This window comes from Fervidicella metallireducens AeB (assembly GCF_000601455.1).
Lineage (GTDB): Bacteria > Bacillota > Clostridia > Clostridiales > Caloramatoraceae > Fervidicella > Fervidicella metallireducens.
The window spans coordinates 21,293-34,759 of the sequence record NZ_AZQP01000033.1; the positions used below are offsets into that span (position 1 = coordinate 21,293).

Sequence of the window (13,467 nt, forward strand, 5' to 3'; positions counted from 1 at the left end):
ATGGATATATATAGTGGGGTTTTGTCAGGTGATAAAAAATCCATATCCAGACTCATAACACTGGTAGAGAACAATGACGAAGATGGAATAAAAATCTATGAAAAGCTTTACTGTAAAACAGGAAGGGCAAAAAAAATAGGAATAACAGGGCCGCCAGGTGCAGGCAAAAGTACACTTGTAGATTTAATAGCAAAACAGTATATAGAAAATAATTATAAAACAGCAATTGTTGCTGTTGACCCATCAAGCCCCTTTACAGGGGGAGCAATTCTTGGGGATAGGATCAGAATGAAGGATATTTCCCTTAAGAAAAACTGTTTTATCAGAAGCATGGCAAGCAGAGGACAGCTTGGAGGTGTTTCAAGAGGAACCTCATATGCTGCGAATATTTTAGATGCAGCAGGTTATGAATACATATTTATAGAAACTGTTGGAATAGGACAGTCAGAGATTGAAATAATAAAGTTGACGGATATGGTTATCCTTGTTACAGTACCTGATTTAGGAGATGATATACAAGCTATTAAATCAGGAATTATGGAAATAGGGGATATCATAGTAGTTAATAAGTCAGACAGAGAAGGTGCAGAAAGAACCTGTGCTACTATTAATTCAATACTTGCTTTGAAGAATGGGGAAAGACCAGATGTAATACTTACAAGCTGTATTAACAAATCAGGTCTAAATGATCTTAAGAATAAAATAGATGAAATCCTGAACTACAAAGGTAAAAATGGAGAAATAAGCAAAAGAAGAAAGAGAAATGATTATGAGGAACTTAGGAGAAGTTTGACTGAAGTTTTTATTGATAAAATAAAGGATTCAGAAAAGCTTGAGGGTGTTTTAACGCTGATTCATGAAAGAAAAATAACACCACTAAGTGGAGCCCAATTGCTTATAAAAAACCTGTGTAGTCAGGAGGGAGATTATGATTTGTAAAATAGACCATATTGGAATTGCTGTTGAAAACATTGATAAAGCATTGAATTTCTATAGTGAAAATCTTCAGATACAATGTACTGATGTTGAGTACATACAAAGTCAAGGAGTAAAGGTGGCATTCCTGCCAACTGGAGATAGTGAGGTTGAACTTTTAGAGGCAATAAGTGATGAAAGTGCCATTAAAAAGTTTATTGAGAAAAAGGGACCTGGCATACATCATATAGCCTTTAGAGTTGACTCAATAGAAAATGAAATAGGAAGATTAAAAAAATTAGGCATAACATTCATAAACGATGTTCCAACATATGGAGCAGGGGGAGCAAAAATAGCCTTTCTACACCCAAAGTCAACAGGCGGAGTCCTTGTTGAACTTTGTGAAAGGTAGGTGGCAGCTATGGATAGAATTATGGAATTATGCCAGCGAAAACAGCACATAGATATGGCTGGTGGAGAAGATAAAATTGAAAAACAGCATTCACAGGGAAAATTGACAGCAAGGGAAAGGATAGAATATTTCTTCGATGAAAACAGCTTTGTAGAAATTGATAAATTTGTAAAACACAGATGTACCAACTTTGGTATGGAAAATCAGGATATTCCTAATGAAGGTGTAATAACAGGATATGGTACAGTAGATGGGAGGCTTGTTTTTATTTTCGCCCAGGATTTTACTGTGGTTGGAGGGTCCCTTGGAGAGATGCATGCAAAGAAAATATGCAAGGTAATGGATATGGCAGTAAAAAATGGAGCACCAATTGTTGGACTTAATGATTCAGGTGGAGCCAGGATTCAGGAAGGTGTTGATGCACTTTCGGGCTATGGAAATATATTCTATAGAAATACAAAGGCTTCAGGGGTTGTTCCCCAAATTGCTGCTATTATGGGACCTTGTGCAGGTGGTGCAGTCTATTCTCCAGCCTTAATGGATTTTATTTTCATGGTGGACAGAAAGAGTCAAATGTTTATCACAGGCCCCCAGGTTATAAAATCTGTTACAGGAGAAGAGGTAACCGCTGAGGGCTTAGGTGGTGCAGCTACACACAACTGTAAATCAGGAGTTGCTCATTTTACAGCTAAAGATGACATGGAGTGTCTTGATAAGATAAAGAAGCTACTTAGTTATCTTCCATCTAATAATCTTGAAAGAACTCCAGTATATGAGCAGAAAGACGATGTAAATAGAATATGCAATGAATTAAACTCAATAATTCCCGAAAATTCAAACAAACCTTACGACATGAAGGAAATAATTAAATCAATAGCAGATAATGGGGAATTCTTTGAGGTACAGGAAGAATATGCAAAAAATATAATTACAGGATTTGCCCGTTTTGGGGGAATGTCAGTTGGTATAATAGCCAATCAGCCTAAGGTACTGGCTGGATGCCTGGATATAAATGCTTCAGATAAGGCAGGAAGATTTATAAGGACTTGTGATGCCTTTAATATTCCTATATTAAGTTTAGTTGATGTCCCAGGTTTTCTTCCGGGAACTGCCCAGGAGTTTGGAGGCATTATCAGACATGGAGCTAAAATGTTATATGCATATTCGGAGGCAACTGTTCCCAAAATAACTGTAATATTAAGAAAAGCCTATGGAGGGGCATATCTTGCCATGTGTAGTAAAGATTTAGGTGCTGATGTGGTATATGCATGGCCTAGTGCTGAAATCGCAGTTATGGGACCAGATGGAGCTGCAGGAATAATATTTAAAAAGGAGATATCTTCAGCAGAGAATCCTGAAGAAAAGAGAAAGGAAATGATAGAAAAATACAGACAGGAATTTGCCAATCCATATACTGCTGCTGAAAGAGGTTTTGTAGACGATGTGATTATACCATCAGAAACCAGAAAATATATTATCATATCCTTAATGATGCTATCTTCAAAGAGGGAGAGCAACTTACCAAAGAAACATGGTAACCTACCTGTATAGATTGGGAGGGAAATTAATGAGTTTAGCAGAAAAATTAAGCTTAGGGCTGAATACTACGGTTGTATGTATGCTGATAGTATTTATAGTTCTAATATTATTGTCATTTATTATTGTAATTCAAAACAAGATTTTAAATTTTTTAACTTCTCTAAAAAGCAAGAAGCCTGAGGATACAAAAATTGAGGAAGAAGTAAAACCACAGCTAGAAAGAAATACTGTTGCTATGCCATCTGTGGTTGACAAATCAGGTATTGTTAGAGGAGATGCAAAGCTTTGTGGTATAGCAGATGAAGAAACAGCCGCAGTAATAATGGCAGCTGTAAGTGAAGCTTCAGACATACCATTAAGTAAGTTAAATATTAAGTCCATAAGATTGCTGGATGAAAAAACCTCAGGGGAGATGAAAATTTCAGGGCTGAAGGATTCAGAAGTTGCAGTTGTTGTAGCAGCTGTTAAAGAGGCTTCAGGCATTCCCCTTACAAATTTAAAGATTAAATCTATAAAAAGACTAGATGATAATTGGTCAAATACTGCAAAACAAGACCAAATAAACAAAAGAATGTAAAATAATAAGGAGGGTTCAATATGAGAAAGTATATAGTAACTGTTAATGGAAAAAAATATGAGGTTGAAGTTGAAGAAGTTGGAGCAGTATATCAACCTGTAGAAAAGGTTCAGGAAGTTAGACAGGTACAACCTGCAGTTCAGCAGCCTGTTCAGGAAGTTAAGAAAGAGACTGTTGCAACTGCCCCTGGATCAGCTAAGGAAACAGTTAAGGCACCAATGCCTGGAACAATTTTAGATGTAAAGGTTTCACAGGGTCAGAAGGTAAAAAAAGGAGATGTATTATTTATACTTGAGGCTATGAAAATGGAAAATGAAATAATGTCTGGAGTAGATGGAACTGTTTCAAGTGTTGCAGTAACAAAAGGAGTCTCAGTTAATACAGATGATCTTCTTGCAGTTATTGAATAAGTTTAAGAGGTGATGATGAGATGTCCTTTTTAGATATGTTAATTAAAGCCCTGAAGGATATTTGGCTGACATCAGGTTTTGTGAGTATAGAAGGTGGACAGCTGATAATGATATTTGTATCCTTTGTGTTGATATATTTAGCAATTGTTAAGCAGTTTGAGCCGCTTTTATTATTGCCAATTTCCTTTGGAATGCTTCTGACTAACCTTCCTTTAGCTAATCTTATGAAGCCAGGTGTTGGGGAAGAGGTTGGAGGATTGTTGTACTATCTATATCAGGGTGTTCATTTTGAAATTTATCCACCGCTGATATTTTTAGGTGTTGGAGCCATGACAGATTTTGGTCCGTTAATAGCAAACCCTTCAAGTTTACTTTTAGGTGCAGCAGCTCAGTTTGGAGTTTTTATGGCATTTTTAATAGCATTACTACTTGGATTTACTCCTCAGGAGGCAGCTTCAATAGGTATAATTGGTGGGGCTGACGGTCCAACTGCAATATTCCTTGCCAGCAAGTTATCACCAAAGCTTCTTGGTGCAATAGCGGTATCCGCTTATTCATATATGGCATTGGTACCACTGATTCAGCCGCCTATAATGAGAGCACTGACAACTAAAGAAGAAAGAATGATAAAAATGGATCAGCTGAGACAGGTTTCAAAGGCAGAGAAAATAATATTCCCTATAATAGTAACAATACTTGTTTCAATGCTTCTTCCACCTGTTGCTCCGCTGATTGGTATGTTGATGCTTGGAAATCTTTTCAGAGAAAGCGGCGTAGTGGGAAGACTTTCAGATACTGCCCAAAATGCATTAATTAATATTATTACAATATTCTTAGGTGTTACTGTTGGAGCAACTGCAAGTGCTGAAAACTTTTTACAGGTTAAGACTCTGCAGATTACTGCCTTAGGAATGGTTGCCTTTGGGTTCAGTACAGTTGGGGGAGTATTACTTGGAAAGCTTATGTGTTGGGCTACTAAAGGAAAGGTTAATCCTCTGATTGGTTCTGCAGGTGTTTCTGCTGTTCCTATGGCAGCAAGGGTTTCTCAGGTTGTTGGACAAAAGGAAAACCCAAGTAACTTCCTTTTAATGCACGCAATGGGACCTAACGTTGCAGGGGTTATAGGTACAGCTGTTGCGGCAGGAACATTGCTTACTATATTTGGAAAATAAAACAAAACCATCTCATTTGAGGTGGTTTTTCTTTTGATTTGGTATAATATAAATAAAAGGATAAAGGTGATAAAAGATGAAAAATAAGATACTTGAGTTTTTAAGGCAGAGCAGAGATTTTGTATCAGGAGAGGATATAAGCAGTAGCCTTGGAATATCAAGAACTGCTGTATGGAAATATATACGTGCCTTAAAAGAAGAGGGATATGAAATAGAGGCAGTTTCAAAAAAAGGATATAGACTTGTTAACCGCCCTGATATACTTACCTACAGCGAAATAAAAGATTATTTGCTAACGGAATACATGGGAAGAAAGATATTTTATTATAACTCAGTCACTTCAACAAACATAATAGCTAAGGAACTTGCAGAAAATGGTCTTGAGGAAGGAACTGTTATAATAGCTGAGGAACAGACTTTGGGTAAGGGGAGAATGGGAAGAAAATGGTCAACTCCAAATGGTGAAGCAATTGCAATGACAATAATTTTAAGACCTGAAATAAGTCCTTTTATGGCTCCTTCAATAACCCCTATACTAGCAGTTTCAGCAGTTGAAGCTTTAAGGAAGCTAACGGGTTTTGATGTTAAGATTAAATGGCCTAATGATATAGTGTTAGATTCAAAAAAACTTTGTGGGATTTTAACTGAAATGAACTCTGATATGGATATGATAAATTACATAATCGTTGGAATGGGGCTTAATGTTAATCAGGAAAATTTTGATGATGAAATAAAAGAGGTAGCAGTTTCACTTAAAAGCTTTTCGGGCATTAATTTTAAAAGAAAAATTATTATAGCAGAGATATTAAATGAGTTTGAAAAAAATTATGAGATATTTAAAGTTAAAGGTATATCGGAGTTTTTAGATAAGCTAAAAGAATATTCTGTTCTTTTAGGTAAAAGGGTTAAGGTTATAAGCATTAACAATTCATTTGAAGGAGAAGCCATTGACATAGATAAAGATGGAAGTTTAATAGTAAAGAAGGATAATGGAGAAATAACAAAGGTTTTAAGTGGTGATGTTTCTGTCAGAGGGATGTATGGGTATATATAACAGGTAGCTATAGCGCTTAAAATTAAAACATTTGAATAATTGCTCTTAGGGTTAACTATTATACTTCAATATAACGCATTACAAATATTCTGTAAATTAGGTTTTTATTGAAAGCAATTCTATTAGTTGATAAAATAATTAATAGTTGTCATGAGAAATATAATGAAGCACTAAAGGAGTGTTAATAATGTTATTAGTCTTTGATGCCGGGAATACTAATATTGTGCTTGGGGTTTATGATGGACCAAAGCTTTTAGTAGATTGGAGATTATCAACTACACCCCAGAAAACTGCAGATGAATATGGAATACAAATAATAAATCTATTCGAAAAATCAAACATTAATCACAGGGAAGTTGATGCTGTTATAGTTTCATCAGTAGTACCTAACATAATGTATTCCCTCGAACACAGTATAAGAAAATATTTTAAGGTTGAACCTATAATAGTAGGACCTGGAATAAAAACAGGAATAAATATTAAATACGACAACCCAAAGGAAGTGGGAGCAGACAGAATAGTAAATGCTGTTGCTGCCCATGATATATATAAAAGATCTACAATAATAATAGATTTTGGAACTGCTACAACTTTCTGTGCAGTTGGAAAAAATGGAGATTATTATGGAGGGGCAATAACCCCAGGCCTAAGAATTTCAAGTGAGGCGCTCTTTGAAAGAGCTGCTAAACTTCCTAGAATTGAACTTGTAAAACCTTCATCTGTTATCTGTAAAAACACTGTTCAAAGTATGCAGGCAGGAATAATATATGGATATGCAGGTCAGGTTGATTATATTGTATCTAAAATGAAACAGGAAATGGAAAGGCTAGGAGAGGAAGAACCTTTGGTTGTTGCAACAGGCGGACTTGCAAAGCTTATAGCCAGTGAAACAACAAGTATTAATACAATAAACCCATTTTTAACCCTTGAGGGATTAAGAATAATATATGAGAAAAATAGATAGGTGATTTTTATGTATATAGGCCAATTCAAGCCTCAAAATAAAGTATTCTTGGCACCAATGGCTGGAGTAACGGATAAGGCGTTTAGAATTATATGTAAAGAGTATGATGCAGGACTTGTTTATACGGAAATGGTGAGTTCCAAGGGCTTGTTTTACGGTAGTAAAAATACTGAAGTTTTACTTGATATAGATGATAAGGAGGCACCTAGTGCTGTACAGATTTTTGGTTCAGAACCGGAGATTATGGGTAATATGGCAGAGGTGATAAGCCAAAGTCAAAAGGTAGCCTTGATAGATATAAACATGGGCTGCCCGGCACCTAAGATAATAAAAAACGGTGAGGGTTCAGCCTTGATGAAGGATATAAAAAGAGCTGAGAATATAATAAAAAGCGTTGTCAGTAAATCGAAAAAGCCTGTTACAGTTAAGATAAGAAAGGGCTGGGATGAAAATAGTGTAAATGCAGTTGAATTTGCCAAGATGATTGAAAATGCAGGGGCTGCTGCATTAACGATCCATGGAAGAACCAGAGCCCAGATGTATGAAGGCAAGGCAGATTGGAATATTATAAAAGAAGTTAAAAGGGCGGTAAAAATACCTGTTATAGGCAACGGAGATGTTGTAGATCCATATACAGCCAAGGAGTTATTTGATTTTACCGGTTGTGATGCAATAATGATAGGACGGGGGGCTTTTGGCAATCCGTGGATTTTCAGAAACACAAACCACTATCTAAATACTGGAGAAGTTCCAATGGAACCAACAGCTGAAGAAAAAATTGATATGGCTTTAAGGCATCTGAATTTAGCTATTGAATTTAAGGGTTATAAGGGAATGATAGAAATGAGAAAACATATAGCCTGGTATTTAAAGGGGTTAAAAGGTGCTGCAGCTGTAAGGGATGCTGTCAATAAAATGACAGATGCAGATGAAATAAGAAACATGTTATTAGAATATAAAGGAGAGTTGATGCATTAGCATTGACTCTTTTTCATTATATTTCATTAATTGAATTAGCATGATGTTAATTGAAAATTTTACAATAAAGGTATAAAATGTAATTGAGCACAATTTGTGCACGGGAGGTATTATATGGATTATATTAGAATTGGAGATAAAATAGTAAGTTTATCTAAAATTACTTCAGTTATAAATGAAATTATGGAGTACAGATGCAAGGGATATTCCCAGCAGGAAACAGCAAGGATTTTAGACATAGACAGAACTTTTATTTCAAGACTTGAAAGTATAGGAGAGGTCAGAAAAGGAGGCAATATTGCGGTTATTGGGTTCCCTATAAAAAATAAATTAGAATTATATGAAAGATTAAAGGAAGAGGGAATAGAGTACATACTTTTGATGACAGAAGAGGAGCGTAATGATTTCATTAAAGATAAGGGTGGGGAGGAACTAGTTAATGATATTTTTAAAATTACTTCTGAGGTTAGAAAATATCAACATTGTATTATCATAGGTTCCAGAATGAGAACTAAACTGTTGGCAGACCTTTTGGATAGCCATGTATATACAATCAACATAGGGGAATCTCCATTAAAAAATGATGTCTATGTTGAGCCTGATGAAGTGATTAAAATTATAAAGACTATAAATGCTTAGGAGGTTTATAAAATGAAAAGGATTGTTTCCGTAAGTATAGGTTCCTCAAAAAGAAATCATTCTGTAGAAGTGGAATTATTAAATGAAAAATTCATTATAGAAAGAATAGGTACAGATGGGAGTATAGACAAAGCAATTGAATTAATAAAGGAACTTGACGGAAATGTAGATGCCTTTGGCATGGGGGGAATAGATTTATATCTTTATTGTGCTAATAAAAGATATACAATAAAGGATGCAATTCCAATAAAAGAGGCAGCAAAAACTACTCCTATTGTAGATGGGTCGGGTTTGAAGAATACTTTAGAAAGAAGGGTAATAGAATATATTAATAAAAATATCCTGCCTATTAAGGATAAAAAAGTATTAATGACCAGTGCAGTAGATAGGTTTGGTATGGCAGAGACTTTCTATAGTTTAGGTGCTGATGTTTTGTTTGGAGATGTTATTTTTGCACTTAACATACCTATACCTATCAGATCCTACAAATTGTTATCAAAGGTAGCCTCAGTTGTTGCACCAATTGCAGTTAGAATGCCCTTTGATAAATTATATCCTACTGGAAAAGAACAGGATATAATAATAACAAAATATGAAAAATACTATGAAGAAGCTGAAATAATTGCAGGAGATTTTCTTTTTATTAAAAAGTATATGCCAAAAGATATGGTAGGCAAAATAATAGTTACAAACACTGTAACAAAGGAAGATGTTGAGGATTTAAGGTGTAGAGGAATAAATATGCTTATTACAACAACACCGGAGTTTAACGGGCGTTCCTTTGGTACTAATGTAATGGAAGCTTTAATTGTTTCTATTTTAGGGAAAAATGGAGATGAGGTTACCCCTGGGGAATATGAAGAAGTGTTAGACAGGTTGAAATTTGTGCCAAGAATAGAGTATTTAAATGAAATAAGGGTGAAAGAGGCGAGATAAATGAGGGGCTTTGCCGTATTGGGCGAAGCATATGAAGAAGATGTATCTAAAAAATACCCAGTTTTAAGTAGAATTTGGGGGCTAGACAAAACGATACAACCTTATGTACGGGATGTTTTGATGTTTAATGGAATTCAATGCGGTAAGATTGAAATACCTTCAGGATTTCAAAGGAACAAATTAAAAAGGGCATGTAAAATAGGGACAAAAAGATATGGTCATGTCGTTTCTAGAAGATTTGATATAAATTTTAATCCCTTTTTCTATCACTCCTGTCTAGCCAGAGCATTTGATTTTTATACAGTTAGTTTAGGTTGTGATTTAAGGTTACATGAAGTGGTTATTGCAGATGCGTCTTCCTATGAGGGAAGAAATATGTTCAGGCTTCTTCTGCCTATTGCAAGACGAATAATTTTAGTTACAAATAGAAAAAAGGAGCTTATAGAGGAAGTGGAATATGCCATAACTTACTTTGGTACGTCAGTTGCTTTAATAGAAGATCCAATTAATGCGTGTAAAAATGCAGATGCAGTTATATTAGCTTCCGAATGTCCTGAACATCAATATATTGCTAATCTTGATAGACCCATGCTTTTTCTAAAACATACAAACACTCCAATAACTAAATATTGGTTTAATGAAGTGGATATTTCCTTTAATAAGTATAAAAATCTTGATGTTGACTTTGCCCAGGGTTATATGGAGGTTTCGGGGAAAAGGATATTATGGTTGAATGCTGAGAAGGAAGGTTTTGCAATAAATAATATTAAAAGAGGTAATAATATTGTAATAAACAGACAATAAATACTAATCATAAGAAGATTAAGGTTAATATTTAAAGTATTAGCAGAATTGATAGAAAAATTTTGAAATTATATCAATTAATACTGGATAAAGATGTTGACATTGATATTAGTGTGATTTATAATAACCTCAATGAATTAGGGTAACAAGCACTATAAATGTTGTTTTATGGTGCTTGTTATTAATTATACCCTCAACAATAAAAATGTTTTATTATCAAATTAACAGCATATAATATTCTATAAAATAACATGGAAACCTTATTGCATACATTGTAGTAATAGGATTAGCATTAAAGGCATTTTATGAAATAATATTATAACTTAAAACGTAATATGGTTTTATTTAAGTTGTAATGTGACATAGGACAGTGTATGCAAAATAACGGGGTAAATGTGAAAAACTTATTGAAGGGGAGAAAAGATATGAGCGATAATAAACAGGTTATACTAACTTACGAAGGAGTAAAAAAAATAGAGGAAGAACTAGAATATTTAAAAACCGTTAAAAGAAAAGAGGTTACACAAAAGATAAAGGTTGCAGTGTCATATGGAGATTTAAGTGAAAATTCAGAGTATGATGAGGCAAAAAATGAACAAGCCTTTGTTGAGGGAAGAATTGCAACCCTTGAAAATATGCTAAAAAATGCTAAAGTTATAGATGATGAAGATATAAAAACAGATTCTGTTTCAATAGGATGTGTAGTTAAGGTAAAGGACTTAGAATTTGATGAGGAGCTTGAGTTTACAATCGTTGGTTCAGCTGAAGCGGATCCAATGCAAATGAAGATTTCAAATGAAGCACCAATTGGAAGAGGATTAATGGGTAAAAGAGTGGGAGACAAAGTAGAAATCCAAGTTCCAGACGGAGTTTCTACATATGAAATACTTGAAATCAGAAGACACTAATTTTAAAATTGGAGGTTTGTTACGTATGGCAAATGAGGAAATTACTCAGGTTGAACTAGAACAACTTGAAAACGAGTATAATGAACTAATGAGGCAAAGGCTTGCCAAACTTCAGGAGTTACAGGCAAAGGGTCAGGATCCATTTGAAATAGTTAGATACGACAGGACTCATACTTCAAAGGAAATAAAAGAAAATTATGAAGAATTGGAAAACAAAGATGTAAAAGTTGCGGGAAGATTGATGTCTAAGAGAGTCCATGGTAAGGCAGGTTTTTCAGACATTCATGATAGATATGGAAAACTTCAGCTTTACGTTAAAATAGACGATATAGGTGAAGAAAAGCTGAAGTTTTTCAAAACCCTTGATATTGGAGATATCATAGGTGTTGAAGGTACGGTATTCAAAACAAAGACTGGAGAAATATCTTTACATGTTAAAGATTTTACTCTGTTAACAAAGTCATTAAGACCACTTCCTGAAAAATGGCATGGATTAAAGGATCCAGATTTAAGATATAGACAAAGGTATGTAGATTTAATAGTAAATCAGGATGTAAGAGAGACTTTTTTTAAGAGAACGGAAATTATAAGAGCTATAAGAAGATTTTTAGATGAAAGAGATTTTATAGAAGTGGATACTCCTATTCTTTCTACAATAGCTAGTGGTGCAGCAGCAAGACCATTTACTACCCATAGCAATGCTCTTGATATAGATTTACATTTAAGAATAGCAACGGAACTTTATCTAAAGAGGCTTATAGTAGGTGGTTTTGAGAAAGTATATGAAATGGGTAAAAACTTCAGAAATGAAGGAATTAGTATAAGACATAACCCTGAGTTTACAATGATAGAATTATATCAGGCTTATGCTGACTATAATGATATGATGGAACTTACAGAAAATCTCTGTGCCTATGTATGTAAAGAGGTGAATGGTACTACAAAGGTTACATATCAAGGTACTGAAATTGACTTTATGCCACCTTGGAGAAGAATAACAATGCTTGATGCTGTAAAAGAGTATGCTGGAGTAGATTTTACTCAGATTCATACAGATGAAGAGGCAAGGGATGTTGCTAAGAAGCTAAAACTTGAAGATGAGTTAAAGAAGGATTTAAAGGATTGTTCTAAGGGAGATATTTTAAATGCTGCTTTTGAAGCATATGCAGAACAGCATTTAGTGCAGCCTACCTTTGTAATAGATTATCCTGTAGAAATATCACCTCTGACAAAGAAAAAGAAAAGTGATCCTACGTTAACAGAAAGATTCGAAGCATTTGTTTATGGTAGAGAGCTGGCAAATGCTTACTCAGAACTTAACGATCCAATAGATCAAAAACAGAGATTTGAACAACAGGCAAAGGAAAAAGAGCTTGGTGATGATGAAGCCTATGCAATGGATGATGACTTTGTAAACTCACTGGAAATAGGAATGCCGCCAACAGGTGGATTAGGAATAGGTATAGATAGACTTATAATGTTCTTAACTGATTCATATTCAATCAGAGACGTTATACTATTCCCAACAATGAAGCCAACAAAATAAGCTATAAAAAGAGACAGAAATTTAATACTGCTGAAGGCTCAATTCAGCTTAGCCCCATGAAGGATTTTCTTAGCACTCATTTTATCGCTACGCATTTCCTCTCATGGGGTTTATTTGAAAGAATAAAAAAATTGATAAAAAGTATTGTAAAAAACGGAAAAAGTGATATAATAATATTGTAATCGTTCCGCGATAGCTCAATGGTGGAGCATTCGGCTGTTAACCGAAGGGTTGGAGGTTCGAGTCCTCTTCGCGGAGCCATTTTTATTTTTTTGGATTTTAATCCTGTGTAACATTTATTTGTGGATACACAGGATTTTTTATATCCAATAGAAAGTATATATGGCAACAAATTTAATCTAAGTTCCTTAGCTTTAAGTCTATTAAGCATATATATAAGGGAGATCCCCTTATAAAAAGGGAACAATTCAGGATAATTGAGGGCTCACAAATAATTTGAGAAAAATTTAAAATCACTGTTGACATAATTATTTAATGGTGTATAATAATATATGTCGCTGATGAACGGCGACGAAAAAATAATTAAAAAAACAGTTGACACACGATAAAGAGTGTGATAACATAGTAAATGTCGTTAGTGATGACGGCGATT

14 protein-coding genes and 1 tRNA gene are annotated in these 13,467 nt (G+C 34.5%); all 15 read left to right on the forward strand.

Features of this window, described 5'->3' with window-relative positions:
* Window positions 1-939, forward strand: coding sequence for a methylmalonyl Co-A mutase-associated GTPase MeaB (meaB, locus tag Q428_RS10055; RefSeq protein ID WP_035380583.1), 939 nt, complete (start codon window positions 1-3; stop codon window positions 937-939).
* Window positions 929-1,327 carry a methylmalonyl-CoA epimerase gene (gene mce / locus Q428_RS10060; RefSeq protein WP_035380585.1) on the forward strand — a complete coding sequence of 133 codons (399 nt, stop codon included), beginning with the start codon at window positions 929-931 and terminating at the stop codon, window positions 1,325-1,327. The genes meaB and mce overlap by 11 nt, the downstream gene beginning before the upstream one ends.
* Window positions 1,328-2,878, forward strand: a complete 1,551-nt coding sequence (locus Q428_RS10065; protein WP_035380587.1) for an acyl-CoA carboxylase subunit beta — start codon at window positions 1,328-1,330, stop codon at window positions 2,876-2,878.
* A 16-nt stretch (window positions 2,879-2,894) separates the two neighbouring features.
* Complete coding sequence (locus Q428_RS10070; RefSeq protein WP_051515108.1) at window positions 2,895-3,443, forward strand: OadG family protein; 549 nt, start codon at window positions 2,895-2,897, stop codon at window positions 3,441-3,443.
* Between the two features lie 20 nt (window positions 3,444-3,463).
* Window positions 3,464-3,853 carry a biotin/lipoyl-containing protein gene (locus Q428_RS10075; protein WP_035380589.1) on the forward strand — a complete coding sequence of 130 codons (390 nt, stop codon included), beginning with the start codon at window positions 3,464-3,466 and terminating at the stop codon, window positions 3,851-3,853.
* A gap of 35 nt (window positions 3,854-3,888) precedes the next feature.
* A complete protein-coding gene (locus tag Q428_RS10080; protein WP_201769277.1) occupies window positions 3,889-5,025 on the forward strand; it encodes a sodium ion-translocating decarboxylase subunit beta in 1,137 nt (378 codons plus the stop codon).
* A 76-nt stretch (window positions 5,026-5,101) separates the two neighbouring features.
* The gene (locus Q428_RS10085; protein WP_035380593.1) at window positions 5,102-6,079 is read left to right on the forward strand and encodes a biotin--[acetyl-CoA-carboxylase] ligase; all 978 of its coding nucleotides are present in this window, start codon (window positions 5,102-5,104) and stop codon (window positions 6,077-6,079) included.
* A 187-nt stretch (window positions 6,080-6,266) separates the two neighbouring features.
* Window positions 6,267-7,043 (forward strand): type III pantothenate kinase, encoded by a 777-nt coding sequence (locus Q428_RS10090; protein WP_035380595.1) that lies wholly within the window; start codon window positions 6,267-6,269, stop codon window positions 7,041-7,043.
* A 9-nt stretch (window positions 7,044-7,052) separates the two neighbouring features.
* Window positions 7,053-8,021: a tRNA dihydrouridine synthase DusB gene (gene dusB / locus Q428_RS10095; protein WP_035380596.1), complete on the forward strand. Its 969-nt coding sequence runs from the start codon at window positions 7,053-7,055 to the stop codon at window positions 8,019-8,021.
* Window positions 8,022-8,135: 114 nt separating this feature from the next.
* Window positions 8,136-8,660: a hypothetical protein gene (locus Q428_RS10100; RefSeq protein WP_035380597.1), complete on the forward strand. Its 525-nt coding sequence runs from the start codon at window positions 8,136-8,138 to the stop codon at window positions 8,658-8,660.
* Window positions 8,661-8,672: 12 nt separating this feature from the next.
* Window positions 8,673-9,596, forward strand: coding sequence for a hypothetical protein (locus tag Q428_RS10105; RefSeq protein ID WP_035380601.1), 924 nt, complete (start codon window positions 8,673-8,675; stop codon window positions 9,594-9,596).
* Window positions 9,597-10,400, forward strand: a complete 804-nt coding sequence (locus Q428_RS10110; RefSeq protein WP_035380603.1) for a hypothetical protein — start codon at window positions 9,597-9,599, stop codon at window positions 10,398-10,400.
* Between the two features lie 425 nt (window positions 10,401-10,825).
* Complete coding sequence (gene greA / locus Q428_RS10115; RefSeq protein WP_035380605.1) at window positions 10,826-11,308, forward strand: transcription elongation factor GreA; 483 nt, start codon at window positions 10,826-10,828, stop codon at window positions 11,306-11,308.
* 25 nt (window positions 11,309-11,333) lie between these two features.
* Window positions 11,334-12,854: a lysine--tRNA ligase gene (gene lysS / locus Q428_RS10120; RefSeq protein ID WP_035380615.1), complete on the forward strand. Its 1,521-nt coding sequence runs from the start codon at window positions 11,334-11,336 to the stop codon at window positions 12,852-12,854.
* 186 nt (window positions 12,855-13,040) lie between these two features.
* A tRNA-Asn gene (locus Q428_RS10125) sits at window positions 13,041-13,115 on the forward strand.
* The last annotated feature ends 352 nt before the right edge of the window (window positions 13,116-13,467 follow it).